The sequence below is a fragment of the Pannonibacter sp. SL95 genome (genome assembly GCF_026672425.1).
Lineage (GTDB): Bacteria > Pseudomonadota > Alphaproteobacteria > Rhizobiales > Stappiaceae > Pannonibacter.
Genome location: NZ_JAPPRC010000006.1, coordinates 656,595 through 683,055, shown reverse-complemented (window position 1 = coordinate 683,055; position 26,461 = coordinate 656,595). Strand labels below are relative to the sequence as shown.

Here is a 26,461-nt window from a genome sequence, read left to right as displayed (position 1 = left end):
CAGATGCCCGGTTTCGCTACGCCCCCTCTCCCCCCTTGAGGGGGAGATGTCCGCGAAGCGGACAGAGGGGGGCAACAGCGCTTCGACATACTCTGCGTGGTGATCGATTGAACCGCCGCATACCCCCCTCTGCCCCCTGCCGGGGGCATCTCCCCCTCATGGGGGGAGAGGCGCAAACGCATGGTCCGTCGTGTCACGCCGGCCTTCTGGTCGTGTCAGCAAGTCACAACCCCGCCCAGTCGCGCCGGGCGGGTTTGTTTGTACGGGTCAGTCGACGCTGACTTCGTTCAGCTTGATGCGGGTGTCGGGAGCCGGAACGAAGCCCTTCACGCGCTTGTTGATGCCGTAGATGGCGTTGGTGTTGTAGAGCGGCAGCTCGAGCGCCTTGTCCGCGACATAGGCACCGATCTCCTGCAGCACCTTCTCGCGGGCCGCCTGATCCGTCATCGGACGCTGCGATTCCAGCAGCTTGTCGAGCGTTTCGTCCTTGTCATACGGGTTCCACTTTTCGCCGGTGTGATACATGGCGTAGGCGGTGTTGTCGTAATCGAAGGTCCAGCCACCCCACTTCTGCTGGAACATGGCGCCGGTCTTGCCCTGCGGGATGATGTCGTTAATCAGCACGCTGGTTTCATACGGCTTCACAGTGGCATTGAGCCCGACGGCCTGCAGGTAGAAGGAGATGGCCTGGGCCACTTCGTTCATGGTCGCGTCATTGCCACGCACGTCGATCTGCAGCGCCGCACCCGGCTTCACGCCAGCCTCGGCGAGGAGCTTCTTCGCGGCGGCCGGATCAAACGGCAGCGGCTTCAGCGTCTCGTCATGGCCGAAGGACAGCGCGCTCTGGAAGGTCGCGATTTCCGAAGCGTGGCCGGCCAGGATCGACTGCACGATGGCCGAGCGGTCGACAGCCATGATGATCGCCTTGCGCACGCGCGCATCGGCGGTGATGCCGTCGCGGGTGTTGAAGCGCAGCGCGTCGACGGTCGGGCCGGGGACGCTCAGGATCTCGAGGTTCGCATCCGACTTGATCGTCTCGACCATGCCGATCGGGATGATCGGCGGGATGATGAGATCAACGCGGCCGAACTGCAGTTCGGCGACAGCCGTTGCCGGCTCGGAAATGAAGCGGAAGTCCACCTCGTCCAGCTTCGGCGCCCCGCCCCAGTAATCCGGGTTTGCCGCCAGCTTGACGTCGACCTTCGGTGCGTAGGACACGACCTTGAACGGGCCGGTGCCGACCGGGTTGGCGTTGAAGTGGTCCTCGCCCTTCTCGGCGATGTACTTCGGCGGCACGATCATCGCGCCATAGCCTGCGAGCTTCGTCAGCAGCACCGGATCCGGCTTCTTCAGCTTCAGGTCGACGGTGTTCTCGTCGATGACCTCGACGCTGTCGATCACGGTGTAGTTCGAGCGCTGCGGTCCCTTGGCACCCTGCTCGCCGAGCAGGCGGTCGAAGGTGAACTTGACGGCTTCGGCGTTGAACGGCTCGCCGTTGTGGAACTTGACGTTCTGGCGCAGCTTGAAGCGGATGCGCTTGCCCTCGTCCAGCTCTTCCCAGCTCTCGGCAAGGCCCGGCACCAGCTTCAGGTCCGGACCGCGATAGGTGAGGCCTTCAAACACGTTGGTCGAAACGGCCGCCCAGGCCACCAGGAACGTGTCGATCGGATCCCAGCTGCCCGGATCGAGCGGCGAAGCAACGGTCAGCTTGCCGGCGGCGAGCGCCGGCTGGGCGACAAAAGAGACACCGGACATGGCAAGCGCTACGAGGGCGGCGCTCATTCCCCACTTCTTTGTTTTCATGTTCCCATTCCTCTGCTGATGACTGCGGATTTCGCAGGGTTCAGGCGCTCTTGGCGACAAGGTGGCCTGGATGGATTTCCTCGCGAACGAGGAGAGCCGGCTCGTCTCCCACGCGCCGGGTTGAACTGGGGATCTCGCCTTCCAGCATCGCGGAGGTGCGGGCGCGGGTCGGATCGGCAACCGGCACGGCGGACAGGAGGCGGCGGGTGTAGTCATGCGCCGGCGTCTCGAACACCTGGCGGCGGCTGCCCATTTCCATGATCTGGCCGAGGTAGAGCACGGCGACGCGGTGGCTCATCTTCTCCACCACCGCCATGTCATGGCTGATGAAGAGATAGGCCAGCCCGCGTTCGGCCTGCAGGTCCATGAAAAGGTTGATCACCTGCGCCTGGATCGACACATCCAGCGCCGACAGGGCCTCATCGGCGATGATCAGTTCCGGGTCGGACGCGAGCGCCCGGGCAATGCAGACGCGCTGGCGCTGGCCGCCGGAGAACTCATGCGGATAGCGGCTGGCATGGGCGGAGGTGAGCCCCACCCGTTCAAGGAGTTCATCCACCCGCCGCTGGATCGCCTTGCGGTCGCTGATCAGCCCGTGCGTCGTGATCGGTTCTGCAATCGAAAACCCGACGGTCTTGCGCGGGTCCAGCGAGGCGAACGGGTCCTGGAAGATGTATTGCACCTTCTGGCGCAGCGCGAAGCGCTCGGCCGCCGACATGCCGGCAAGGCTTTTGCCCTTGAAGCTGATGTCGCCGGAGTGGGCGGCCTGCAGCTGCTGCACCGCCCGGCCGATGGTCGACTTGCCCGAGCCGGATTCGCCGACCAGCGCCAGCGTCTCGCCCGGATAGATGTCGAAGGACACATTCGACACGGCGCTGCAGCGGTGGGTGACCTTGCCAAGGATCGTCTTGCGCACGTCAAAGCGCACGAACAGGTCGCGTACCGACAACAGCGGCGCTCCGTCGGTGCGGGCGGTGTTCTGCACCCGCTCCACGCCCACGGTCTTCGGCTCGCCATCTTCCAGCACCGTCAGCGGCAGGCGCTTGGGATAGTCCTCGCCCGCCATTGAACCCAGCTTCGGCACGGCGGACAGCAGGGCGCGGGTGTAGGGATGCTGCGGGCTTGCGAAAATGTCGGTGACCTTGCCTTCCTCGACCTTCCGGCCTTTCCACATCACCACCACGTCGTCCGCCATCTCGGCGACCACGCCCATATCGTGGGTGATGAAAATCAGCGCCATGCCGAGTTCTTTCTGCAACTCGCGCATGATGTTGAGGATCTGGGCCTGGATGGTCACATCCAGCGCCGTCGTCGGCTCGTCGGCGATCAGCACCTTGGGCCGGCAGGCCAGCGCCATGGCGATCATCACCCGCTGGCGCATGCCGCCGGAAAGCTGGTGCGGATAGCGCTTCACCAGTTCGGCCGCGTCCGGCAGGCGCACCATGCCGAGCAGCCGGATGGCCTCCGCCAGCGCCGCCGCCTTGCTCATCTTTTCGTGCAGCATCAGCGTTTCGCAGATCTGGTCGCCGATGGTGTAGACCGGATTGAGCGAAGTCATCGGCTCCTGAAAGATCATGGCAATGTCCTTGCCACGGATCGCGCGCATGTCCTTCTGCGTCTCAGTGAGCAGGTTGCGGGCGCCGAACAGGATCCGGCCTGCGTCGTAGCGCGCGCCCATCATGTCGGCCAACCGCATGATCGACAGGGATGTCACCGACTTACCGGACCCGGACTCGCCCACGATGGCCAGCGTCTTGCCCGGCTGGACGGAGAAGGACAGATCCTCGATCACCCGGTTGCCGCCGAAGCTGACGCTGAGCCCGTCAACGGTGAGCAGCGGGGTGGACGTCTCAGGGGGCGTCTTCTCAGGGGGCGTCATGGTGCTCATGCCTGCGTCTCCGCCGGTTCCTGCCGGTTGTTGTTTGTCTGGGTCACGCCCGCAGGTTCAATCCGGGCCAATGCAGCCCCGGCGATCTGGGCTGATCCAGCCTGCGCCAGGCAGGTGATCACGCCATCGCGGTGCGCCGTCACGGCCGTTTCCATCTTCATCGCATCCATCATCGCGATGACATCGCCCGCACGGACGACATCGCCGTCGGCAACTGCCCAGTGCGCCAACGTTCCCGGCAACGGCGCGGCCACGACAGCCGCATCAATTGGGGTCGCGTCCTGCGCTTCCGGCACAGCCGTCCCGCTCCCCAGCAGCCGCAACAGGCTCTGCGGAATGCCGATCTCGACAAGCTGCCCGCCGATCTCGATCTTGCCGCGCAACAGGCTTGCCTCACCGGTCGCCTCGGGCCGCGGGGCCGCATCCAGGGCCCCGGCGAACTCGGTCTCGATCCAGCGCGTATGCACCTTGAACGGACCGCAGAAGTCAGGCTCCTGCAGCACCGCCCTGTGGAACGGCAGCACGCTCGGAACACCCTCGATCTGGAACTCACTGAGCGCACGGCGCGCACGGGCAATTGCCTGCTCGCGCGTCACACCCCAGACGATGAGCTTTGAACTTAAGGAATCAAACATCGGCGGGATCACCGAGCCTGCGATGACGCCACTGTCAAAGCGGATGCCTGGACCGGCCGGCACCGTCATCGCCGTGATTTCACCCGACGCCGGCAGGAAGCCCCGGCCCGGATCTTCCATGTTGATGCGGAACTCGATTGCGTGACCGCGTGGCTCCGGCGTTTCCGTGATGCCCAGCGGCAGGCCCTCGGCGATGCGGAACTGCTCCACCACCAGGTCGATCCCTGTGGTCTCTTCCGTCACCGGATGCTCCACCTGCAGGCGCGTATTCACCTCCAGGAACGAGATCAGCCCATCGGCGCTGAGCAGGAACTCCACCGTGCCCGCCCCGGTGTAGCCAGCCGCGCGGCAGATGTCGCGCGCAGCGGCATGGATGGCCGCGCGCTGCGCATCGCTCAGGAACGGGGCCGGAGCTTCCTCGACGAGCTTCTGGTTGCGCCGCTGCAGCGAGCAATCGCGCGTGCCGACCACGACCACATTGCCATGCCGGTCGGCCAGAACCTGCGCCTCGATGTGACGCGGCCGGTCAAGGAACTGCTCCACATAGCATTCGCCCCGGCCAAAGGCGGCCAGCGCCTCACGGGTGGCACTGTCGAACAGCTCCTCCACCTCGTCCAGGGTACGGGCAATCTTGAGGCCGCGTCCGCCGCCGCCATGCGCGGCCTTGATGGCCATCGGCAGGCCAAACTCCCGCGCGAAGGCCAGCGCCTCGGCAGCCGAGCCAATGGGTCCGTCGCTGCCCTTGACCAGCGGCGCGCCGACCTTGCGGGCAATGCGCCGCGCTTCGAGCTTGTCGCCCAGCGCCTCGATCACCTGCGGGTCCGGCCCGATCCAGGTCAGCCCCGCGTCGATCACCGCGCGGGCAAACTCCGCCCGCTCCGACAGGAAGCCATAGCCCGGATGCACCGCATCGGCACCCGAGCGGCGAGCCGCCTCGATCAGCTTACCGATGTCGAGATAGCTTTCCTTCGGGCTCGCCCCATTGAGTGCCAGCGCCTCGTCGGCCAGTTCGGTGAACAGCGCTCCGGCATCCGCATCGGCGTAGACGGCAACGGACACCAGGCCATAGTCCCGGCAGGCCCGGATCACGCGGACTGCGATCTCGCCGCGATTGGCGATCAGAACCTTTTTCATGTGGGCGCACCTGAACAGGGTTTGATGTCTTTGAAAGTCCGCGCGGCGACGAAGCGGATCCGGGCGCCGGGCGGGATCTGTCCGGCGAGGTCGAGATGGTGGCTCACCACATTGGCGATAACCGGATAGCCGCCTGTCAGCGGATGATCGGCCAGGAACAGCACCGGCTGACCATTGGCCGGCACCTGGATCGCTCCGCGCAACGTGCCTTCACTCGGCAGCTCGCCGCCAGTTGCGCGCGTCAGCTCCGGCCCGGCCAGTCGCAGTCCGACGCGGCTCGCCAGTGCGGTGACCTCCCAGTCCTGCCCGAGAAAATCGGCCAGCGCAGCGTCGGTGAACCAGTCCGTGCGCGGCCCCAGAACCACCTCGAGCGCCACGACTTCGCCCGCCGCGGGCAACACCGTTGCTGGCAGATACGGCGCATCGGCCACCGCTTCGCGTGGGAGAGGACCGGCACAGAGCCGAACGCCGGCAACGACCGGCTCCGGCCCAAGCTGCGCCAGCGTGTCGCTCGCCGCGCTGCCCAGCACCATAGGGACGTCAAGCCCGCCACGGAGGGCAAGATAAGAGCGCATGCCGCGCTGAGGTGCCGGAATGCGCACAACATCGCCGCGCTCCAGCGCCACGGGACGGTTCGCCGCAAAGACCCGTTTCGCGCCGGTCTCAGGCGCAATCTCGATCCGCTCGGCTGCGCCGGTCAGTGCAATGACAGCGCGCTTCAAAGCCTTGAACCGGAACTCGGTTGGCGCAAGTTCCAGCGCGGGTGCGTCCGGCCGGTTGCCGACCAGCCGGTTGGCAGCCTTCAGGCTACCCCGGTCCCCGGCCCCGGACTGGCTGATGCCCTGCCCGGCGAGCCCCGAACGGCCAAGATCCTGCACCAGAGCAGGCAGGCCGGTGGACAACACCTCGAGTGCGGCCTGCCGCCGATCCTGCGCACTGCTGGTGATTTCGCTTGCTGCCACCGGCACGACGACTGACGCGCCAGGTTCCTTGGCCATGTCGCGGAACCTGACCCGCGCGCCAGGGATCAACAGAGCGGCCGGCTCCCGTGCCAGATCAAACATCGCCAGCGGCGTGCGCCCGATCAGCTGCCAGCCGCCAGGGCTGGCCTTGGGGTAGATGCCGCTGAATTCACCCGCCAGCCCGACAGCACCGGCCGGAACCAGCGTGCGCGGCGACGTGCGGCGTGGCACCGTCAGCCCGGCATCGCCCGCGCTCAGGTAGGCAAATCCGGGGGCAAAGCCGGTGAAGGCAACGGTGTACTCAGCCTGCGTGTGGCGCTGGATCACTTCCTCGGGGCTGATCCCGACGAGATCGGCCACCTCCGCCAGATCCTCGCCATCGTAGAAGACTGGGATCTCGACCAGCACCCCGGCTTCGCTCTTCCGTCCCTGTCCGGCACGGGCACAGGCCTCGCGCTCGATGTCGGACGCGCGCAGCATGCTAGGATCAAAGCGCAGCAGAAGCGTGCGCGCGGCCGGGATGATTTCGAGGATGCCCGGCAGGTTTGCCGCCTGCAGCGCATCGAACAGCGCCAGCGTTTCGGCAAGATCCGCCAGCTCGATCATCAGCGCGCCGTCCCGCATCGGCAGGAAACGCAGGCTGGCCGAAGCAGGCGCGGTGGGAAGCACGGGCAGCAACGACATCTCAGCCCTGCCCTGCGCTTTCCAGGCCAGCGAAAGGCCGGATAGCGATGCCATCTGCTTCCAGCGCCTTTCGCACCTGCTGCGCCATGGCCACCGCATCCGGGCTGTCGCCATGCACGCAGATGGATTGCGCCTCGACCCGGGCCATCTGCCCGTCGATCGCTTCGACAACCCCGTCTCGGACAAGGCGCACCATGCGGGCGGCAACCCGAGCCGGGTCATGCAGCACGGCGCCGGGCTCACGCCGCGACACCAGGCGTCCGTCAGCGGTATAGGCGCGGTCCGCAAACGCTTCGGCGATCACCGTCAACCCGGCCTTCTGCGCCTGCGCAACCAGCGGAGATCCGGCCAGCGCCACAAGGGTCAATCGCGGGTCGACCGCCAGGATGGCAGCGATGACGTCTGCCGCCTGCCGGGCGTCAAAGGCAATGGTGTTGTAGAGCGCGCCATGCGGCTTGACGTAGGAGACGCAAGTGCCAGCCGCTGCCGCGAGGCCTTGCAGCGCGCCGATCTGGTAGATCACGTCGCCATAAAGTTCTTCACTGGAAGGATCCATCGTCCGGCGACCGAAGCCGGCGAGATCACGATAGCCGACATGTGCGCCGACGCTGACGCCGCGCACGCGTGCCGCCTTCAAGGTCTTCAGGATGCCGGCCGGATCGCCGGCGTGGAACCCGCAGGCGACATTGGCGCTGCTGACGAGGTCCAGCATCGCGGCATCGTCGCCCATCACCCAGGCGCCGAAGCTCTCTCCAAGATCACTGTTGAGATCGATCGACCGCATCAGGCCTTGTCCCACGGGTTCGCGGGCAGACCGGTCATGACGTTCCTGTCAGGGCGAACACCGCCCCGCTGGCAAACTGACTTCATGGCTTGTGCCACCCCTCTTGATTGGGGACAGGCCTATCAAAAACAGACAATCCTGTCCAGACTGTTGAACAATCTTGTCGTCTTGACCTACAACGCCAGCCTTAAGTGTCTCTGGCACCAACGTAAGCGCAAGAATGTTGTGCAATGCAGCGTTGGCATGGCGTGCGGCGCAACAGCTCCACGCTTGAAGGTGACAGCCCCCCGCCCTAGTGTCCTTTTCTTGCAGGTTTGATGGAATCAGGGTGCTCCCTGACCCGCCTGCGGCCCTTGCGAGGAGTTGCGATTGAAAGTTCTTGGATCCGCCATGAGCGCGGCGCCGGCGACGGAAGCTGGCCAGACGCTTGCGGAGATGGTTGCCTCGCGCATCCGCGAAAGGGTGATCTCCGGTGAGCTCACACCAGGCAGTCACCTGTCCGAAGTGACGCTCAGCGAAGAGCTGCAAGTGTCCCGCAACACCTTGCGCGAAGTGTTTCGTCTGCTCACCAAGGAAGGCCTCCTGCGGCACGAGGCGAACAAGGGCGTCTTCGTCATCACGCCGAACATGTCGACCATCATCGACATCTACCGCGTCCGCCGGCACATCGAATGCCCGGCGCTGGCCCGCGCCCATACGCTGCATCCCAGCGTCGCCCGCATGCGTGCAGCCGTGGAAGCCGCGCTTCGTCACCGCGAGGCCGGCGAATGGCTCAGCGTCGGCAGCGCCGACATCGCCTTTCATGCCGCCATCGTCGAGCTGGCCGACAGCCCGCGCCTGTCTGCCTTCTATTCCCAGATCTCGCTGGAACTGCGCCTGGTCTTCGGCCTTCTGCGCGATCCGGAATATCTGCATGGTCCCTATATCGAGCAGAACGTCGCCATCCTGACCCAGCTCGAACAAGGCGAAGCCGTTGCCGCAGCTGCCCGGCTTGAGGATTATCTGCATCAGGCCGAACGGTTCATCATCGCCGCCTATGCGCGGATCTATCCCTTCTGACCGGTTGACGGCTGCCTGCCCCTCTTGCTCCTCCCCTGCAACAGGCGTAAGGAGACATGCAGCGGGCCGGGCCCCTCTGGCGGCATGTTGACATGCCGTGATGTCGGACCGCGATCGAGTACGCTCGATGATGTGCCCGGCTCTCTCGGACCGTCGACGCGTACTCTGCTAGAGGTACGCATCATCATGGATCTTCTCTTCCTGCTGGTCATGGGCAAGCCACTGTGGATGTGGCTTGGTTTTCTTGCCATCGTTCTGTTTCTGCTTCTGCTTGATCTTGGCATTCTCAACAAGGATGACCACGAAATCGGCATTGCCGAAAGCCTTCGCCTCTCCGCCATGTATATCGCGCTCGGAACGCTGTTTTCCGGCTTCGTCTGGTGGCAGATGGATTTCGACAGCGCCGCGAAATACCTGACCGCCTTCGTGGTCGAGAAATCTCTGTCGATGGACAACATCTTCGTGATGGCGCTCATCTTCGGCTACTTCGCCATCCCGCGCGCTTACCAGCACCGGGTGCTGTTCTGGGGCATCCTAGGTGTGATCGTCCTGCGCGGCATCATGATCGCGCTCGGCGCCAGCATCGTGCATTCCTATGAATGGGTGCTGTATCTGTTCGCGGCCTTCCTGATCTTCACCGGCATCAAGATGCTGGTGATGGCCGACGAAGACCATGAGGTCGGCGAAAACGGCCTGATCCGCTTCCTGCGCAAGCACCTGCGCGTCACTGACGAGATCCACGGCCACGCCTTCTTCGTCAGGCTGAAGGACGCCGGCACGGGCCGGGTGCTGCGCTATGCGACGCCGCTGTTCCTGGCGCTGGTCACCATCGAGATCGCGGATGTAATCTTCGCAGTGGACTCGGTTCCGGCGGTGTTCACCATCACCACGGATCCCTACATCGTCTACACCTCGAACATCTTCGCGATCCTGGGTCTGCGTGCGCTCTATTTCGCCCTGTCGGCGATCCTGCACCGCTTCGCCTATCTGAAATACGCGCTGTCGCTGCTGCTGGTCTTCATCGGGTCCAAGATCTTCATCGCAGACCTTCTTGGTTGGGAGAAATTCCCGCCGGCCTGGTCGCTCGGCATCACCTTCGCGATCCTCAGCGTCGGTGTGGCGTGGTCGGTCTGGAAAACCAAGGACAGCGAGGCCCCCGGCTCCTGAGCGGTCGTCCTTGCCGCTTCAAGCAAGCTGGCCCGCTTCAGATAAGCTGCAAGGTCACGGCCGCTATCACCAGATAGCGGCCGATCTTGCCGATGGCCACCAGCACCAGAAACCCGGCGAAAGGCTCGCGTAGCGATCCGGCGATCACCGTCAGCGGGTCGCCGATCACCGGTACCCAGGAGAACAGCAGCGACCAGCGCCCGTAGCGGTGATACCAGCCCTCGGCCCGCGCCAGTGCCTTCTGCGACACCGGAAACCATTTGCGGTCACGGTAGAGCGTCAGTCCCCGCCCCAGTCCCCAGTTGATGACCGCGCCGAGAATATTGCCCGCGCTCGCGACGGCAATCAGCAGCCAAACTGGATGCCCCCCGCCCGCGATCAACGCCGCCAGCAGCGCCTCCGACTGGGCCGGCAGAATGGTCGCAGCCAGCAAGGCAGCCAGAAAAAGTCCCGCCAGTTCCGTCACGCTTGCCTCGACCTGCCCTGCCGATGGGACCGCCCGCTTGGCGGACCGGTTTCCCGCCCGTGCATGACGTGCGGCAACAGTTGCTGTCAAGCGCGCGCGAGAAGGCCGAGCTGGTCGTGTTCGAGCGCAGCGACAATGCCGCGCAGCTCTGCGAGCCCCTTCAGACGGCCGATCGCCGGATAGCCAGGCTGCGCCCGCCGCGTCAGGTCGTCGAGAATGTCCTGGCCATGGTCAGGCCGGAATGGAATCGAGGCATCCTGGCGCCCTTCTGCCTGCCGCCGTGCTTCCTCCTTCACCACTTCCGCCAGCACGGCTACCATGTCGGTATCGCCGCCGAGGTGCTCGGCCTCGTGGAACGAACCGAACAGACCCGGCTCCTCCCGCCGGACGTTGCGCAGATGCAGGAAGTGAACGCGTGGTCCCAGACGCCGCATCATGCCGGGCAGGTCATTGTCCGCCCGCGCGCCGAGCGAGCCGGTGCACAACGTCACCCCATTCGCGGGGCTGTCTATTGCCTCAAGCAGCAGCCGGTAGTCAGCCTCCGTGGAGACGATCCGCGGCAGGCCGAGCAGCGGCACAGGTGGATCGTCCGGGTGGCAGCACATCCGGATGCCATGCTGTTCCGCGACCGGGATCACTTCCTCAAGAAAGGCAATGAAATGTCGCCGCAAACGGTCAGCGTCGATGTTCCTGTAGTCGGCCAGATGTGCACGCATGTCATCCAGCGACATCTGGTCTGCAGCACCGGGCAGGCCGAAGGCGACATTTGCCGCCAGTTCCTGCTTGCGGGTCTCGCTCATGCCCACAAACCGACGCAAGGCCTCTTCCGCGACGCGACCGCCGTGCTCGTCGGCCGCTCCCGGGCGTTGCAGGATATAGATGTCGAAGGCGGCAAAGTCATAAAGATCAAACCGCATGCAGGTCCCGCCATGGGCAACCCGCCACGCCAGTTCCGTTCGGGTCCAGTCCAGCACCGGCATGAAGTTGTAGCACAGCACCTTGATGCCAGCCTCCGCCAGATGACGCAGGCTCGTCTTGTAGTTTTCGATGTGGGCGCGCCAGTCGCCCGACTGCCTCTTGATATCCTCCGAGACGGGAAGGCTCTCGGCCACATCCCAGCACAGGCCCGACGGGCGACCATCGCGCCGCCTTGCAATTTCCTGCTGCCGCTTTTCGATTTCTTCTGGCGTCCAGACAGCTCCGGTCGGGACATGGTGCAAGGCTGTCACCACGCCTTCGGCTCCCGCTTGCATCACATCGTCGATGCCGACCAGATCCTTCGGACCAAACCATCGCCAGGTCTGCCGCATTATGTCCTCCCTTGCGGCATTGCCTCACCGCTTGGCCCATGATTATCAGGCGCAAGCGGATGAATCTAGTATGTTAGTATTCCAGTTTTCATTCGGCAGACACCCGCTCTAGCTCCAGCTCACGCAGGATCTCGACAAACGCTGACACTTTTGGCGGACGATAGCGGGCTGGCGGAAACACGGCGTGAATGCCACCCGAGGCCAGCTGCCAGTCCGGCAGCAACGCGATCAGCCGCCCGGCCGCCAGGTCTCCTGCCACCAGAAAATCCGGCAGCACCGAGATCCCCGCCCCCAGCAACACCGCATTGTAGACCGCCGTCGTCGTGTCGAGCCGCAGTCTTGCCGCCAGCTGCACTGTCTCCCGCGTCACCGCATCCCGGCTGAAGCGCCAGGTCAGCGGTTCGCGCAGGGCGAGGTTGGCAACGAAGGGCAACTCCATCAGATCCGCAGGTTCCTGTGGCACGGCATGCTCCGACACGAACCGAGGCGTTGCCACAACGACCTGCCGGAAATCACCGATACGGCGGGCCTGCAGCGAACTGTCCTGCAGCCAGCCCACGTGGATGGCAAGGTCGAGTTCGCCTGCCATCAGGTCGAGGCGCCGGTCGGTGAAATTCACCTCAACCTCGCAGCCGGGATACCGCGTGATGTAGCGGGTCACCGCCGGTACCACCTTGGCCGTGCCATAGTCATAAGGTGCTGTCAGCCGCAGCGTGCCGCTCGGCGCGCCGCTGGCTTCCGCGACCAGATCGAACGCGTCCTCGGCCTCCTTCAGGATCAGGATGCAGCGGGCGTGAAACGCGCGACCGGCCTCGGTCGGCTGCACGCTGCGGGTCGAACGCACGATCAGGCTTGCCCCCAGCTCTTCCTCAAGCTTGGCCACCTGCTGGCTGACCACTGCCTTGGTCACGCCCAGCCGCTCTGCGGCCTGTGTGAAGGATCCCGTGTCCAGCACCGCTGCGAAATAGGCCAGCCGGTTGAGGTTCATGTCCGCGCGCATGCGGCCTCATTGTTTGCAAATTCCATACAATATGTCCGATTTGTCGGTCTTCTGCAAATGCGGCGGCTGTGGGATTGTCTGCCTGCCCACTGATGCCGTAGCGGCAAAGGCGGGCACCCTTAAGTTCACGACATGAGTTCCCGATGCCCCAGTCGCTCCGTCTTACCTATCTCTTCGATCCCCTGTGCGGCTGGTGCTATGGCGCAGCTCCGGTCATCGGCGCCCTTGCCGAAGACGCTGACGTGCATCTCGACCTGTTGCCCACCGGGCTCTTTTCTGGCGCAGGCGCGCGGCCCATGGACGATGGTTTTGCCGCCTATGCCTGGGCCAATGATCAGCGCATTGCCCGTCTCACCGGCCAGGTCTTTTCCGATCTCTACCGCCGCGATGTGCTGGCCAACAGGACGCAGATGTTCGACAGTGGCCCGGCCACCCTTGCCCTCACGGCCGCGCGGGACAGCGGCCTCGCCTGTGAGGTTGCTGCCCTCAAGGCGATCCAGATCGCCCGCTATGTCGACGGCGGCGATATCACCAACCTGGCCGTTCTGGCGGACGCCCTTCACCGGATCGGCCTCGAAGACGCCGCCCGCCGCGTCGCCGCCCCTGATGCCGCCCTGATTGCGATGACGCAGAGCCGCGCGGCCACAGGCAGCGCGATGCTGCGGTCCGTCCACGCCAATGGCGTGCCGACGCTCGTCCTTGAAAACCCGGACGGCAGCCGCAGCCTCGTGCCTTCCGCCGCCCTTTACGCCAATCCCGAGACCCTCGTCACCCGGCTCAAGGCCGCCTGATCCTCTGAAAGTCCAAGGATACAGCCATGTTCACACGTCGTCAGACCCTCAAGACCCTTCTCACCGGCACGGCCGCCATGGTCGCGCTCAACCTGCCGCTCGATGTCCTGGCCGCCACAAGCGGGCTGAAGTGGACCCACTTCCAGGCTGATGAAGCCGGCTTTCTCCGTGCTCCCGTCCTGATCGAAGGCAAGAGCGAGGCCATCCTCATCGACGGCGGCTTCACCCTCGCGGATGGCCGCGCCCTTGCCGAGGCCATCAAGGCCACCGGCAAGCGGCTCACCACCATCTATGTCAGCCAGAGCGACCCGGACTATTACTTCAGCCTCGGCCCGGTGAAGGCTGCCTTCCCGGACGCGAAAGTGATTGCCGACGCCGCAACGGTCGCGGCGATCAACGGCAATGTTGAAAAGAAACTCGCCGTCTGGGGTCCGCAGCTCAAGGAAAACGGCCCGCAGGTCCTGGCCGACGTGGTGATCCCCGCCGTCTCGTCCGAAACCAGCCTGACGCTCGACGGCGAGACCATCGAGATCGTTCCGGCAGGCAGCCTCGCCAACCGGCGCTATCTCTGGGTGCCCTCGCTGGAAGCGGTCTTCGGCGGCGTGCTGGTCTTCTCCGGCATCCATGTCTGGATGGCCGACACGCCGACCTCGGAACAGCGTCAGGCCTGGATCGCCGCCCTCGACGAGATGGCCGCGCGTAACCCGAAGGTCGTTGTCCCCGGCCACATGGCCTCGGGCTCGGCGCTCGATGCCAGTGCCATCGCCTACACCCGCGCCTATCTGGTCGCCTTCGAGGAAGAGGCCGCCAAGGCCGCCAACAGTGCAGCCCTCATCAAGGCCATGAAGGCCCGCTTCCCCAACGCGGGCGAGGACTTCAGCCTCGAACTCTCCGCCAAGGTGGTGAAGGGCGAGATGAAGTGGGGCTGAGGCCCACAGTTTAGCCCAGCGACTTCCACGACATCTCCGCCCTTGTCAGGTGCACTCAAGCTTCTCCGCCCCCCTCCCCACGAGGGGGAGGGGTTGGGGGTGGGGGGCAGCCTCGGCCATTCGGCAAGCTTTTGTGTTTTCGGATGGAAGGATTGATCGGCTCCGGGGGCGTATTGGGCTCACAGCCCCCCACCCCTACCCCCTCCCCACGAGGGGGAGGGGCGCCGATAGACCTCGAACTCCAATAGACGTTGGCGCGAACGAGCTGCCCCCTCACCGTCCTCGCGTCTCCGCCAGCGCCTGCCGGAACACCGTCAGCAGCAAATCAGAGTGTTCGCGGGCGAAGACCATCGGCGGGCGCAGCTTGATGACGTTGTCGAACGGCCCGTCGGTGCCGGCCAGCACGCCCAGCTCGCGCATCCGTCCGACGATGGCCCCGGCCCGGGCGCCATTGTTCGCCTTGCTCGCCCGGTCGCGCACCATCTCGATGCCGAGGAACAGGCCGCGCCCGCGCACGTCGCCGATCTGCTCGTCCTCGGCCATCATCGCCCGGAATGCCTCCAGCAGATAGGCGCCCTCCCGTGCTGCGTTTTCCTTGAGGCCTTCCGCCTCCATCACGTCAAGCACGGCCGCCGCCGCCCGGCAGGACACCGGGTTGCCGCCGAAGGTGTTGAAATACTCCATGCCGTTGGCAAAGGCGGCAGCGATGTCGCGCCGCGTCGCCACCAGGCCCATGGGATGCCCGGCCCCGATCGGCTTGCCCATGGTGACGATGTCCGGCACCACGCCATGCTCCTCGAAGGCCCACATGGTGCCGCCCACCCGGCCGAAGCCGACCTGCACCTCGTCGGCGATGCAGACGATCCCCGCCTTGCGCGCCGCCGCATAAATGCCCTTCAGGTAGCCTTCCGGCAGGAATACCTGCCCGGCAACGGAGGGGATGGTCTCGGCGATGAAGGCCGCTGGAACCTCGCCCCGCGTGACCAGCCCGGCGATGATGTCTTCGGCCTCTGCCACATAGCGCGCCCCGATCTCGTCGGCCGGCCAGTCGGCCGGGGCGCGGTAGACCTCGGGCAGCGGCAGTTCATGGGTGGTGGCCGGCTTCCCCTGGCCGCCCTTGCGCTTGTACTTGTAGGCGCTGACGTCGATCAGTCCCTGGGTCGTGCCGTGGTAGGCCCAGTCCACCACCAGCGTACCCTTGCGGCCCGTCGCTGCCCGGGCCATGCGCAGCGCCACCTCGTTCGCCTCGCTCCCCGAGGAGGTGAAGTAGAACGTGTCGAGCCCCTCCGGCAAGGTCGCCTTCAGCCGCTCGGCATAGTCGATGATGGCATCGTGCAGGTAGCGCGTGTTGGTATTGAGCGTGCCGATCTGGTCGCGCAGCGCGGCCACCACATGCGGGTGGCAATGCCCGACATGGGCGACGTTGTTGTAGCAGTCGAGATAGGCGCGCCCGCCCGCATCGATCAGCCAGACGCCCTCGCCGCGCACGATCTTCAGCGGCTCGCGGTAGGACAGCGACAGGTTGGGGCCAAGCAGCGCCTTGCGTGCCGCCATCAGGCTCGCCTTGTCGCGCCCGGTCTTCTCGAAGGTCTCCAGCGGCAGGCCGGCCAGATCATAGGCCTTCGGATAGAGATCCGCCCAGACCGCCTCCAGCGCCGCTTCGCCGACGCCCGGAATGCCGGCAATGTCGGGATAGTCCGGCAGCACCACCTGCAGGTGGAGATGCGGCAGCCAGCCGCCGTTCTGGTCCGTGTCGCCGAGCCGCGCCACTTCCGCGCCGGCCGCGATCACTTGGCCAAGACTGAGCCGTTCGATCGAGGCATGAGCGAGATGACCCCAGAGCGTGCGGAACACCAGCCCCGGCTCGGGCTCATGCTCCAGCACGATCAGCCCGCCATAGTCGAGCGGGTCCGGGTTGATCGCGAGGCCCACGACGCGCCCCCGCAGCGGCGCGGTGAGCACAGTGCCGGCAGGCGCGAAGATGTCGAGCCCCAGATGCATCTTGCGCCGTTCGCCGGCGATCAGCTTGGAGGCAAAGAACGGCGCGGCATAGACCTCGCGCACCTCGCCCCAGGGTCCCATGCCCAGCTCCGCCCCGGCGGCCTGCATCTCGGCCTCATAGAGGGCGGCAGCCCTGGCGTGGTCCTGCGTGCGGCTCGCCTGGACCAGCGGATCGTTCAGGTCGGCAAGCTTCAGCACATGCTTTTCCGCCCGCGCCGGATGCGGCTGCATCAGGGGCGCCAGACGGTTGCGATGGGCGGCAAGCCATGCCTTCACCCGCTCCGCACCGGGGGCGGCCTCAAGCCCTGCTGCCTTGCGGAAGATCCCCGTGACGATGTGCCGGTCCTGCCGCGCCAGCGTCTCGATCAGGCGGAAGGCCCCGCGCTCGGAGACGCTGAGATAGGGATTGTCCGCCGCCAGCGCCGCCCGTTCGCTCGACAGGCTGACCGAGATCGCCAGCCGCGCAGCAATCAGATCGGGCAGCAGGGCGAACTCCAGATCGCTCAGCGGATGTTCGGCGTGATAGCCGGCCACCAGTTCGGCCCCGGCAAGGATCGGGTTGTCCCGCTCCATCATCGCATAGGCAAGTGCAACAGCCACTTCCGCCACGCGCGGCGAGAACAGCGCATCGCCAAAGTCGATCACGCCCGAGACGCGCCCGGCCGCATCCACCAGCAGGTTCCAGTCGTTAGCGTCGTTGTGGATCACCTGATGCGGCAGGCGCGCCAGCGCCGGGGCAACGCGGCTGTCATAGGCATCCAGAATGTCGGCAACACGCGCGCGGTCGCCCGCATCGCGGATCGCTGCAAGCCGCGCCCTGGCGCGCGGTGTCTGCCGGATGTCCCAGTCGAAGGTCCGCATCGCGCCGGCATGGCCGAAGGACAGAAGCGCCCGGTCGAGCCGGCCGAGCACGCGGCCGAGATCGCGCAGGGTCGCGTGATCGCCGCGCGCATCCGCCATCGCCTCGCCGGGGAGATAGGAAACAAGCCGGACCGCATGGCTGCGGCCGTCCGAGCTGTCGACAGTCCCGCTCAGCGCGCCATCGCGCCGGGCAATGAGGCGCGGCACCGGCAGGCCGGGATCGGCGACTGCCAGATGCGCCAGCATCGCCTCCTGGAACGCCAGCGCCTCAGGGTCTTCCCCGTGCTGCGAAATCTTCAGGATGGCCTTCATGCCGTCGGCGGATTCAAAGGCAAAATTCTGGTCGCGCTCGCTCGGCAGCGGCGTCAGCCGGCCGGTCAGGCCATAGGCATCAGCGAGGATGGCAAGCGCCTCGTCCGGGCTCAGGGTCGGGCGGCTCTCTTCAATCGGCATCGGTCTCTCCCGTCAGCGTTCCCACCAGAACTGACATGAGAATGCAGGTCATGGCAGCCGTCAAAGTGGCGGCGCGGCCGCCGCTTTGCTATGTCGGGCCGGCACTCAGGCAGTGGGGGCAAGGCGCAAGGGGGAGGACATGCATCTGGACGAGATCAACCGGCGGATCATCGAGCTTCTGAAAGCCGATGCGCGGCTGCCGCTCAAGACGCTGGCTGCCGAAGTTGGCCTTGCCCGCTCCTCAGTGCGCGAGCGCATCGACCGGATGGAAAAGGCCGGGATCATCCGCGGCTATCACGCCGACATCGCTCCCGAGGCGATGGGCGCCGCCCTACAGGCGCATCTTCTCGTCCGCCTCACCAAGACCCCGGCGCGCGACACGGTCGCCCGCATCATCCATCTGCCCGGCGTCTCCGCCTGTGCCTCGCTCACCGGCGACACGGACCTGATCGTCTCGGTCAGCGTCGCGGACACCGAAGCGCTCAATCGCCTGCGCGACACCATCGCCTCCCTGCCCCACATCGCCGACCTCACCACCGCCATCGTCCTGCGCGACGAGATGCGGGGCTAGCTCTGGCGGGGGTCGCGCAGTCCCGCCCGCACCACAGCGCCCCTCTCCCCTCACCGGTACAGCAGCGACTTTCCGCCGTGGAACAGGTGCAGCTTGTCGGGGGCGGCGGTCAGGTGCACGCTGCGGTGCTTCAGGTCGCCGTGAATGCCGGGGAGTTTGGCGACCATCTGCCGGCCGGCCGCGTCCTTGCGGAAGTAGAGCAGCGTCACCTCACCCAGGGCCTCGGTGATCTCCACCTCGCCAGTGTAGATCGAGGGCTCCGCGCTGACCGTCAGGTCTTCCGGCCGGACGCCGAGATTGACCTTGAGCCCCTCGTCGGCCGTCGTCGTGGCGATGGCCACCCGGGCCGTGCCGCCGGTCTCCAGCCGCACATGGGTTTCCGCGCCCGTCGCCACGATCTCGCCGGGCAAGAGGTTCATGGCCGGAGAGCCGATGAACTGCGCCACGAACTCGTTCTCGGGCCTCAGATAAAGTTCCATCGGCGTGCCCACCTGGCTGATTCCGCCGCCGGCCAGCACGACGATGCGGCTGGCGAGCGTCATCGCCTCCACCTGGTCGTGGGTGACGTAGATCATCGTCGACTGCGGCATCTGCTCCTTGAGCTGGGCAATCTCGATGCGGGTCGCCACGCGCAGCGCCGCGTCGAGGTTGGAAAGCGGCTCGTCGAACAGATAGACCTTCGGGTCGCGCACGATAGCCCGGCCGATGGCCACGCGCTGGCGCTGGCCACCGGAAAGGGCCTTGGGCAGCCGGTCAAGATAGGGCGTCAGCTGCAGGATCCCGGCTGCCTTGGTGACGGCAGCATCGATCTCGGCCTTGCTCTTGCCGGCGATCTTCAGGGCGAAGGCCATGTTCTCGCGCACGGTCATGTGCGGATAGAGGGCGTAGGACTGGAACACCATGGCGATGCCGCGCTGGGCCGGCGGCACGTCGTTCATCAGCATGCCGTCGATTTCCAGCCGGCCGCCGCTGATCCGCTCCAGCCCCGCGATCATGCGCAGCAACGTGGACTTGCCGCAGCCCGACGGCCCGACAAAGACGATCAGCTCGCCCTGCTTGATATCCAGGTTGATGTTGCCGAGCACCTTGATGTCGCCATAGGCCTTGGCGACATCCGTCAGCTTCAGATCGGCCATGGTGGTTCCTCCCTACGCCCTTGCTTGCGGGTCTTGTCAGGCCTTGCGGGTGATTGACACGCCCCAGGGGCCGAGCTGCACGACGCCATCGCGGGGCGCTATGCTGCCGATGTCCTCACCCAGGGTCTCGCGCGGGCCCGCCGGCAGCGTCACATCCGCCGGTGTGTCGGACAGGTTGAAGACGCAGGTCAGCGTCTCGCCGCCGCCCTCGCGCTCGAACACGAGCACATTGCCTTCGGCGCGCATCGCCGACTGGCTGCCCTTCTTCAGCGCCACCTGTGCCTGGCGCAGGCCGATGGCACGGCGATAGTGGTGCACCAGCGCGCCCGCGTCCTGCTCCTGCGCCTCTGCGGCCAGCGGCAGGTGCTCGGCCGGAACCGGCAGCCAGGGCTTGGTGTTGGAGAAGCCGCCATAGCCATTGTCCGTGCGCCAGACCATCGGCGTCCGGCAGCCGTCGCGGCCCTTGAACTTCGGCCAGAACTCGATGCCATAGGGATCCTGCAGGTCCTCGAAGGCAACGTCAGCCTCCGGCAGGCCCAGCTCCTCGCCCTGATAGATGCAGGCCGAGCCGCGCAGGCACATCAGCAGGGTGATATAGGTGCGCGCCGCCGACGGCGTCAGGTTCCAGCGGCTGATGTGGCGCACCACGTCATGGTTGGAGAAGGCCCAGCAAGCCCAGCCTTCCGAGGCGACCCGGTCGAAATGCTCGAACACGCTCGCCACATAGGGCGCCGTCAATCCGGCCCCGGCCAGGAACTCGAAGGCATAGGCTCATCTGCATGAGATCATTGCCGCGGGTGTATTCGCCCAGGATCTCCAGTCCGCGCTGGCTGTCGCCGACCTCGCCGACGGCCGCTGCGCTGTAAGGCTCCATCACCGCGCGCAGGCGGCGCAGGAAGCCCAGATTCTCCGGCTGGTTCTTGTCGTAGAGATGGAGCTGGTGATTGTAGGGGTTCACCGCCGGCGCTGTCAGCGTGTTGCGCTGGTCCTTCGGCAGGGGCGGATTGTCCCGAAGCTCCTTGTCGTGGAAATAGAAATTGATGGTGTCGAGGCGGAACCCGTCGACGCCGCGCTTCAGCCAGAAACCGGCCACGTCGAGCAGCGCGTCCTGCACCGCCGGATTGTGGAAGTTGAGGTCCGGCTGCGAGACGAGGAAGTTATGCAGGTAATACTGCTCGCGCCGCCCGTCCCAGTGCCAGGAGGAACCGCCGAATACCGACAGCCAGTTGGTCGGCACGGTGCCATCCGGTTTCGGATCGGCCCAGACATACCAGTCGGCCTTCGGGTTGTCGCGGCTCTGGCGGCTTTCCTCGAACCAGGCGTGCTTGTCGGAGGTATGCGACAGCACCAGGTCGATCATGACCTTGAGGCCATGCGAATGCGCGGTCTCGATCAGCCGGTCGAAATCGGCCAGCGTGCCGAACATCGGATCGACATCGCAATAGTCCGACACGTCATAGCCGAAGTCCTTCATCGGCGAGGTGAAGAACGGGCTGATCCAGATGCCGTCGACGCCAAGGCTGGCAATATGCGGCAGGCGCGAGACAATGCCGGCCAGATCGCCGATGCCGTCGTCGTTGAGGTCCTGATAACTGCGCGGATAGATCTGATAGATCACCGCGCCACGCCACCAGTCCTTGTCCTTGGTCAGATACGTCATGAAAACAGTCTCGCAGCTTACTTGACAGAGCCGGCCAGAAGGCCGCGCACCAGATACTTTTGCATGGCAAAGAAGACGATCAGCGGCACCAGAATCGACAGGAACGCCGAGGCCGCCAGGATTTCCCACTCGCCGCCCTTGGAGCCGAGCAGCTCGCGCAGGACGCCGGTCATCACCAGCTGGCTCTCGGTGTTGCCGAGGAACACGGTGGCGACGAGGAGGTCGTTCCAGGTCCAGAGGAACTGGAAGATTGCGAAGGAGGCAAGGGCCGGGAAGCTGAGTGGCAGAATGATCTTCAGGAAAATCTGGAAATCCGTCGCCCCGTCGACCCTCGCGCTTTCAATGATCTCCCGCGGCAGGCCGACCATGTAGTTTCGCAGGAGATAGATCGCCATCGGAAGGCCGAAGCCGGTATGAGCCAGCCAGATGCCGAGGTAGTCCTTGCCGATGCCGATGGCGTTGTGCAGCTTCAGGAGCGGGATCAGCGCCATCTGCAGCGGCACCACCAGCAGGCCCACGACGGCCGCGATCAGCAGCGCGCGGCCGGGAAACTCCATCCAGGCCAGCGCATAGGCGGCGAAGGCGGCAATCAGGATCGGGATGACCGTGGCCGGGATCGTCACGGTCATGGTGTTGAGGAAAGCCCGGCCCAGCCCTTCGGCACCAATCACCTTGGCGTAGTTGCTGCTGGTGAAGGCCGGCGGCGTGCGGGCCGTCACGAAGATGCGCGGGCTGCGCCCCTCGAACCGGGTCGGGCTTTCGATGCGGTAGCTGCCGTCCGTCGCAACGCTCAAGGTCTGGCCGTCGCCAAGGTCGGCAACGTCGCCGGGCGCAAAGGCCGTGGGTTCACGCGAGCTGGTGCCGAAAGCCGAAACGGTGCCGGAGCTTCCCTCCAGCGCATTGCCGGCCAGCACGAACTTGCCCGCTTCCTCGGTCTGGCTCTCGGCAGGTGCAGCACGCACGATCAGGTTCTGGGTTGCCGGGAACAGCGCCTGCCACCAGCCTGACGAGGCGATCTGGTCCGCATTGCGCACCGAGGAGACCAGCAGTCCGAACGTCGGGATGGTCCACAAGACCACCAGCGCCACCACCGACAGGTTGACCGCCCAGACCAGCCTGGACCGGGTGCCCGCGATATTGTCCATCAGCGCATCTCCTTGCGGGCGTTGCGGATGTTCCAGATCATGATCGGCGTCACCAGCAGCATGATCACCAGCGCCACCGTCGAGGCGCGGCCGGAGTCATTGCCACGGAACATCCAGTCGAACATGAGATTGGCCAGAACCTGCGTGCCCCACTGGCCGTTGGTCATGGCCAGCACGATGTCGAACACCTTCAGCACAAGAATGGTGATCGTGGTCCAGACCACGGCGATGGTGCCCCAGATCTGCGGCACCTTGATCTTGAGGAAGATCTGCAGCGGCGAGGCCCCGTCGAGAATGGCGGCCTCGATCGTCTCTTCCGGAATGCCGCGCAGGGCCGCCGACAGGATCACCATAGCAAAGCCGGTCTGGATCCAGATCAGCACCATCATCAGGAAGAAGTTGTTGGCGATGTCGAGCGTCAGCCACGTCTGCGGCGTGCCGCCGAATGCCTCCACGATGGCGTTGAGCAGTCCGATCTGCGCCTGGCCTTCACCGCGGAAGTCATAAATGAATTTCCAGATCACTGAGGCCCCGATGAAGGAGATCGCCATCGGCATGAAGATCAGCGACTTGGCGAAGTTGCCCCAGCTGATACGGTCAGTCAGGGCTGCCGCGATCAGGCCAAAGAAGGTCGAGGCGGCCGGCACCACGAGCAGCCACAACAGGTTGTTGCGCATGGACTCGCGGAATTTCTCGTCCTGGAACAGCCAGGAATAGTTGGCAAGGCCGACAAAGTTGTCCCCGCCGCTGTCATGCAGCGACAGCCAGATCGACACGAACACCGGATAGACCAGATAGAGCCCGAGCAGGAGCACCGCCGGCGCCAGGAACAGCCAGGGCCGGACCGCATTGGCGCGGTTGATATTCGCCCCGGCATTCGGCCCCTTGGCCGGCAACAGACGATCCAGAATGAGGTTCGAGGCGAAGAAATAGGCAACGCAGCCGAACACGCCGACCACGATGGTCGAACCCGCCATCATCAGTTGCTCGAACATGCGTCCTCCCGAGGCTGGCGATTTTTGCGCCGTTACTTGTTTTTTCAGCCGTCGAATGGCGATGGGGCCCGGCAGTCCTGGCTCTAACCGCAGGGCCTGAACCCGGCAGAATCCGGCTCTCTCAGGTTCAGCCCTGCCAGACCTAACCCTCCCCTCCGGTCATCCCCGCCTCGTGCGGGGATCCAGGCAGCAGAAGACCAGACCCAGAACCATCAATTCACCGGCAAGAGAAGCTGGATCCCCGCACAAGGCGGGGATGACCCCGAGTATCCCGCACGGGTAGGGACCCCGCTTCAATGCCATCCCGGACCGAACGCTGCCCGGTCCGGGATGATCATGTTGCAGACTGTCAGCGCTGGCGCGCAGCCCTTACTTCTTCAGCGCGTCCCAGGTCTTCTGGATCTCGCCGGCAACCACTTTGGCGTCCTTGCCGCCGGTGTAGTCGACCATGCCGGTCCAGAAGGCGCCGGCGCCGATGGCACCCGGCATCAGGTCAGAGCCGTCGAAGCGGAACGTGCTGGCACCCAGAAGGATGTCACCCATCTTCTTCAGGGTCGGATCGCCATAGACATCCGTGTTCACGCCCTTGTAGGGGGTGAGGAAGCCCTTCTGCGCCATCCAGACTTCATGCGCGATCGGGCTCTTCAGGAACTCGATGAACGCACGGGCGGCGGGACTGTCCTTGGTGATGGAGAACAGCGTGCCTGCACCCAGCACCGGCTGGCCGAGATCCTTCGAGCCGTAGGCCGGGAAGTAGAAGAAGTCGACATCCTCGCCAACCTTGGTCCCGTCCGGGAAGAAGGCCGGAATGAACGAGGCCTGGCGGTGCATGTAGCACTGCGGCGGCGACGCGAAGAGACCCTTCGGGCTGTCGCGGAAGTCGGTCGAGGCAACAGCACCGGCACCGCCCGCGACATACTTGTCGTTACGGGCGAAGTAGCCGAACTCCTCGATGGCCGCCACCACCTTCGGATCATCGAACTTCATGCCGTTCGAGGTCCAGGCGTCATAGTCGGCCGGCGACTGCGTGCGCAGCATCAGGTCCTCGACCCAGTCCGTGGCCGGCCAGCCGGTGGCCGCGCCCGAGCCCAGACCGATGCACCAGGGCGTGCCGCCATCAGCCACGATCTTGTCGGTCAGCGCCTTCAGCTCTTCCATGGTCTTGGGCACTTCATAGCCCGCGTCCTCGAAGTTCTCCGGCACGTACCAGACGAGCGACTTCACATCGACCTTGAAGAAGAAGCCGTAGAGGTCATCCTTGCCGTCTTTGCCCTTGAAGGTGGACAGGTCCACCCAGGACTGGCCGGCCGCATAGTTGTCACGCAGCCAGTCGGAGGTTGCCTGCCCAAGCGGCGCAATCTGACCCTTGGCGGCAAGATCGCGCACCAAGCCCGGCTGCGGGAAGGCAGCAATGTTGGGCGGAGATCCGGCTTCGGTGTCGATGACGATCTGCTGCTCGAAGCTGTCGGAGCCGGAGTAATTCACCTTCGCGCCGGTCGCTGCCTCGAAATAGTCGATCACGCTCTCGATCAGCTCCTTGTCCGGCCCAAGCCAGGGACCAAGGATCGAAATCTCCTGACCCTTGAGGTCCTGAGACTTCAGCGCTTCATAGCTTTTCCAGTTGAAGCGGGCGTCCTTGCCCGGCTCGAACTTCAGCTCCTGAGCTGCGGCTGTGCCAGTCATCAGGGCAAGTGCAGCAGCACCTGCCAGAAACACGCTCTTCATCGCTAACCTCCCAGTTGCGAGCGCGCCGAGCGCGGCGCGCAAAACCCGTCACGGCGATTTATTCAAACCGCTTTGGATGCCGCACACTCGCCGATTGCCGACGCAGAGTCAATTGGGACCCAAAAAGAATCCGAAAAGGCCAGCAATACTGTCGCGCTTCTTGTGCGACGCAGCATGATCAGATGTCCCAACCCTTTGACGCAACGGCGCGGCGCCGCTAAAGTTGCGCAGTCTTCAAAGCGCTTTGGAAAACTGGGGCCAATGAATCTCAAGGAATTCGCGCGTCAGCTGGGCCTGTCCCCCACCACCGTCAGCCGGGCACTCAACGGCTATCCGGAGGTGAACGAGGCCACGCGCGAACGGGTCATGGCTGCCGCCAAACGGCTCAACTACCGCCCCAACTCCCGCGCCCAGCGCCTTGCGACCGGCCGCGCCATGGCCATCGGCCATGTGATCCCGATCGCCAACAAGCACGAGATGGTGAACCCGGTCTTCGCCGACTTCATTGCAGGAGCGGGCGAAACCTATTCCCGCAATGGCTACGACATGGTCCTGTCTGTCGTGCCCGACAATGACGAGGAGGCGGCCTACCGCGAGCTGAAGGCGCGTGGAACCGTCGACGGCGTGATCGTGCATGGTCCGCGCATGGATGATCCGCGCGTGCGCCTCCTCACGGAGATCGGCCTGCCCTTCGTGGTGCATGGGCGGGCCAGCGGCAGCCAGACACCCTATTCCTGGCTCGACGTGAACAACCGCCGCGCCTTCCGCCGCGCCACCGACTTCCTGCTTGATCTCGGCCATCGCCGCATCGCGCTGGTCAACGGCCTCGAGTTCATGGATTTCGCCATGCGCCGTCGCATCGGCTTTACCGAGGCTCAGGAGGCACGCGGCCTGACGCCGGCGCCGGAGCTGATGTCGAGTGCCGAGATGACGGAAGGCCGGGGCCACGCCATGGCCGCGAGCATGCTGGCGCTGCCCGAGCCGCCGACGGCTTTCCTGGTTGCCTCGATGATCTCAGGCATGGGCGTGCGCCGCGCCGTCGAGGAGCGGGGCCTCAGGATTGGCCGCGATGTCTCGATCATCATCCACGATGACGATCTCAGCTACATGAAGAACGGCGAGGACGTGCCGATCTACACCGCCACCCGCTCCTCGGTGCGCGAGGCCGGACGGCAGGCGGCGGAAATCCTGCTCTCGCTCATCACTGACCCCTCCGGCGAACCCCAGACCCGCCTGCTGGAAGCCGAACTGATCATCGGCCAGTCCACCGGCCCCGTTCCAGCCCCTGCAAGGACCTGAGTG

The 26,461-nt window shown here is 65.2% G+C and carries 19 protein-coding genes and 1 pseudogene; 6 read left to right on the top strand and 14 right to left on the bottom strand.

Going from position 1 to position 26,461, the window contains the following annotated elements:
* Positions 1 to 267: 267 nt before the first annotated feature.
* Genes OVA12_RS20185 through OVA12_RS20165 form a run of 5 tightly spaced genes read right to left on the bottom strand, consistent with a single transcriptional unit; the run spans position 268 to position 7,890 of the window.
* On the bottom strand, positions 268 to 1,803 hold the full coding sequence (locus OVA12_RS20185) for an ABC transporter substrate-binding protein (protein ID WP_268140439.1): 1,536 nt from the start codon (positions 1,801 to 1,803) through the stop codon (positions 268 to 270).
* A 40-nt stretch (positions 1,804 to 1,843) separates the two neighbouring features.
* Positions 1,844 to 3,691, bottom strand: a complete 1,848-nt coding sequence (locus tag OVA12_RS20180; RefSeq protein WP_442793903.1) for an ABC transporter ATP-binding protein — start codon at positions 3,689 to 3,691, stop codon at positions 1,844 to 1,846.
* Positions 3,688 to 5,460 (bottom strand): acetyl/propionyl/methylcrotonyl-CoA carboxylase subunit alpha, encoded by a 1,773-nt coding sequence (locus OVA12_RS20175; protein ID WP_268140438.1) that lies wholly within the window; start codon positions 5,458 to 5,460, stop codon positions 3,688 to 3,690. The genes OVA12_RS20180 and OVA12_RS20175 overlap by 4 nt, the downstream gene beginning before the upstream one ends.
* Positions 5,457 to 7,106 (bottom strand): 5-oxoprolinase subunit PxpB, encoded by a 1,650-nt coding sequence (pxpB, locus tag OVA12_RS20170; RefSeq protein WP_268140437.1) that lies wholly within the window; start codon positions 7,104 to 7,106, stop codon positions 5,457 to 5,459. Before pxpB ends, OVA12_RS20175 begins: the two co-directional genes overlap by 4 nt.
* Before the next feature lies 1 nt (position 7,107).
* A complete protein-coding gene (locus tag OVA12_RS20165) occupies positions 7,108 to 7,890 on the bottom strand; it encodes a LamB/YcsF family protein (RefSeq protein ID WP_268140436.1) in 783 nt (260 codons plus the stop codon).
* Between the two features lie 390 nt (positions 7,891 to 8,280).
* Between OVA12_RS20165 and OVA12_RS20160 the strand changes: the two genes are divergently transcribed.
* Together OVA12_RS20160 and OVA12_RS20155 are read left to right on the top strand one after the other, a co-directional pair.
* Positions 8,281 to 8,949, top strand: a complete 669-nt coding sequence (locus tag OVA12_RS20160; RefSeq protein ID WP_268140435.1) for a GntR family transcriptional regulator — start codon at positions 8,281 to 8,283, stop codon at positions 8,947 to 8,949.
* 186 nt (positions 8,950 to 9,135) lie between these two features.
* Complete coding sequence (locus tag OVA12_RS20155) at positions 9,136 to 10,116, top strand: TerC family protein (protein ID WP_268140434.1); 981 nt, start codon at positions 9,136 to 9,138, stop codon at positions 10,114 to 10,116.
* Positions 10,117 to 10,153: 37 nt separating this feature from the next.
* Here OVA12_RS20155 and OVA12_RS20150 read toward each other — a convergent pair whose 3' ends face one another.
* From OVA12_RS20150 to OVA12_RS20140, 3 genes are all read right to left on the bottom strand, one after another.
* A complete protein-coding gene (locus tag OVA12_RS20150; RefSeq protein WP_268140433.1) occupies positions 10,154 to 10,582 on the bottom strand; it encodes a YqaA family protein in 429 nt (142 codons plus the stop codon).
* Between the two features lie 86 nt (positions 10,583 to 10,668).
* Positions 10,669 to 11,892 (bottom strand): mannonate dehydratase, encoded by a 1,224-nt coding sequence (gene uxuA / locus OVA12_RS20145; protein WP_268140432.1) that lies wholly within the window; start codon positions 11,890 to 11,892, stop codon positions 10,669 to 10,671.
* Between the two features lie 88 nt (positions 11,893 to 11,980).
* Complete coding sequence (locus tag OVA12_RS20140) at positions 11,981 to 12,892, bottom strand: LysR family transcriptional regulator (RefSeq protein ID WP_268140431.1); 912 nt, start codon at positions 12,890 to 12,892, stop codon at positions 11,981 to 11,983.
* Positions 12,893 to 13,035: 143 nt separating this feature from the next.
* Here OVA12_RS20140 and OVA12_RS20135 point away from each other — a divergent pair, with 143 nt between their 5' ends.
* Both OVA12_RS20135 and OVA12_RS20130 read left to right on the top strand, forming a co-directional pair.
* Complete coding sequence (locus OVA12_RS20135; RefSeq protein ID WP_268140430.1) at positions 13,036 to 13,683, top strand: DsbA family protein; 648 nt, start codon at positions 13,036 to 13,038, stop codon at positions 13,681 to 13,683.
* Between the two features lie 26 nt (positions 13,684 to 13,709).
* Complete coding sequence (locus OVA12_RS20130; RefSeq protein ID WP_268140429.1) at positions 13,710 to 14,612, top strand: MBL fold metallo-hydrolase; 903 nt, start codon at positions 13,710 to 13,712, stop codon at positions 14,610 to 14,612.
* A gap of 273 nt (positions 14,613 to 14,885) precedes the next feature.
* On the opposite strand, the gene OVA12_RS20125 is transcribed toward OVA12_RS20130, so the two are convergent.
* The gene (locus OVA12_RS20125; RefSeq protein WP_268140428.1) at positions 14,886 to 17,927 is read right to left on the bottom strand and encodes an aminotransferase class III-fold pyridoxal phosphate-dependent enzyme; all 3,042 of its coding nucleotides are present in this window, start codon (positions 17,925 to 17,927) and stop codon (positions 14,886 to 14,888) included.
* Between the two features lie 139 nt (positions 17,928 to 18,066).
* Between OVA12_RS20125 and OVA12_RS20120 the strand changes: the two genes are divergently transcribed.
* Positions 18,067 to 18,498 carry an Lrp/AsnC family transcriptional regulator gene (locus OVA12_RS20120; protein WP_268140427.1) on the top strand — a complete coding sequence of 144 codons (432 nt, stop codon included), beginning with the start codon at positions 18,067 to 18,069 and terminating at the stop codon, positions 18,496 to 18,498.
* A 50-nt stretch (positions 18,499 to 18,548) separates the two neighbouring features.
* On the opposite strand, the gene OVA12_RS20115 is transcribed toward OVA12_RS20120, so the two are convergent.
* The 5 genes and pseudogenes from OVA12_RS20115 to OVA12_RS20095 form a co-directional block, all read right to left on the bottom strand.
* Positions 18,549 to 19,634 carry an ABC transporter ATP-binding protein gene (locus OVA12_RS20115; protein ID WP_268140426.1) on the bottom strand — a complete coding sequence of 362 codons (1,086 nt, stop codon included), beginning with the start codon at positions 19,632 to 19,634 and terminating at the stop codon, positions 18,549 to 18,551.
* A 36-nt stretch (positions 19,635 to 19,670) separates the two neighbouring features.
* Positions 19,671 to 21,294 (bottom strand): annotated as a pseudogene (locus tag OVA12_RS20110) (alpha-glucosidase family protein).
* A gap of 17 nt (positions 21,295 to 21,311) precedes the next feature.
* Positions 21,312 to 22,439, bottom strand: a complete 1,128-nt coding sequence (locus tag OVA12_RS20105) for a carbohydrate ABC transporter permease (RefSeq protein WP_268140425.1) — start codon at positions 22,437 to 22,439, stop codon at positions 21,312 to 21,314.
* Positions 22,439 to 23,434, bottom strand: coding sequence for a carbohydrate ABC transporter permease (locus OVA12_RS20100; protein ID WP_268140424.1), 996 nt, complete (start codon positions 23,432 to 23,434; stop codon positions 22,439 to 22,441). The genes OVA12_RS20105 and OVA12_RS20100 overlap by 1 nt, the downstream gene beginning before the upstream one ends.
* A gap of 369 nt (positions 23,435 to 23,803) precedes the next feature.
* The gene (locus OVA12_RS20095; protein WP_268140423.1) at positions 23,804 to 25,159 is read right to left on the bottom strand and encodes an ABC transporter substrate-binding protein; all 1,356 of its coding nucleotides are present in this window, start codon (positions 25,157 to 25,159) and stop codon (positions 23,804 to 23,806) included.
* Between the two features lie 261 nt (positions 25,160 to 25,420).
* On the opposite strand from OVA12_RS20095, the gene OVA12_RS20090 reads away from it, so the two are divergent.
* Entirely contained in the window at positions 25,421 to 26,458 is a 1,038-nt protein-coding gene (locus tag OVA12_RS20090; RefSeq protein ID WP_268140422.1) for a LacI family DNA-binding transcriptional regulator, read from the top strand.
* Positions 26,459 to 26,461: the final 3 nt, after the last annotated feature.

Coding starts and splice junctions, on each gene's coding strand:
- OVA12_RS20185 (WP_268140439.1), bottom strand. CDS start 1,803: ATGAAAACAAAGAAGTGGGGAATGAGCGCCGCCCTCGTAGCGCTTGCC.
- OVA12_RS20180 (WP_442793903.1), bottom strand. CDS start 3,691: ATGAGCACCATGACGCCCCCTGAGAAGACGCCCCCTGAGACGTCCACC.
- OVA12_RS20175 (WP_268140438.1), bottom strand. CDS start 5,460: ATGAAAAAGGTTCTGATCGCCAATCGCGGCGAGATCGCAGTCCGCGTG.
- pxpB (WP_268140437.1), bottom strand. CDS start 7,106: ATGTCGTTGCTGCCCGTGCTTCCCACCGCGCCTGCTTCGGCCAGCCTG.
- OVA12_RS20165 (WP_268140436.1), bottom strand. CDS start 7,890: ATGCGGTCGATCGATCTCAACAGTGATCTTGGAGAGAGCTTCGGCGCC.
- OVA12_RS20160 (WP_268140435.1), top strand. CDS start 8,281: ATGAGCGCGGCGCCGGCGACGGAAGCTGGCCAGACGCTTGCGGAGATG.
- OVA12_RS20155 (WP_268140434.1), top strand. CDS start 9,136: ATGGATCTTCTCTTCCTGCTGGTCATGGGCAAGCCACTGTGGATGTGG.
- uxuA (WP_268140432.1), bottom strand. CDS start 11,892: ATGCGGCAGACCTGGCGATGGTTTGGTCCGAAGGATCTGGTCGGCATC.
- OVA12_RS20140 (WP_268140431.1), bottom strand. CDS start 12,892: ATGCGCGCGGACATGAACCTCAACCGGCTGGCCTATTTCGCAGCGGTG.
- OVA12_RS20135 (WP_268140430.1), top strand. CDS start 13,036: ATGCCCCAGTCGCTCCGTCTTACCTATCTCTTCGATCCCCTGTGCGGC.
- OVA12_RS20130 (WP_268140429.1), top strand. CDS start 13,710: ATGTTCACACGTCGTCAGACCCTCAAGACCCTTCTCACCGGCACGGCC.
- OVA12_RS20125 (WP_268140428.1), bottom strand. CDS start 17,927: ATGCCGATTGAAGAGAGCCGCCCGACCCTGAGCCCGGACGAGGCGCTT.
- OVA12_RS20120 (WP_268140427.1), top strand. CDS start 18,067: ATGCATCTGGACGAGATCAACCGGCGGATCATCGAGCTTCTGAAAGCC.
- OVA12_RS20115 (WP_268140426.1), bottom strand. CDS start 19,634: ATGGCCGATCTGAAGCTGACGGATGTCGCCAAGGCCTATGGCGACATC.
- OVA12_RS20105 (WP_268140425.1), bottom strand. CDS start 22,439: ATGGACAATATCGCGGGCACCCGGTCCAGGCTGGTCTGGGCGGTCAAC.
- OVA12_RS20100 (WP_268140424.1), bottom strand. CDS start 23,434: ATGTTCGAGCAACTGATGATGGCGGGTTCGACCATCGTGGTCGGCGTG.
- OVA12_RS20095 (WP_268140423.1), bottom strand. CDS start 25,159: ATGAAGAGCGTGTTTCTGGCAGGTGCTGCTGCACTTGCCCTGATGACT.
- OVA12_RS20090 (WP_268140422.1), top strand. CDS start 25,421: ATGAATCTCAAGGAATTCGCGCGTCAGCTGGGCCTGTCCCCCACCACC.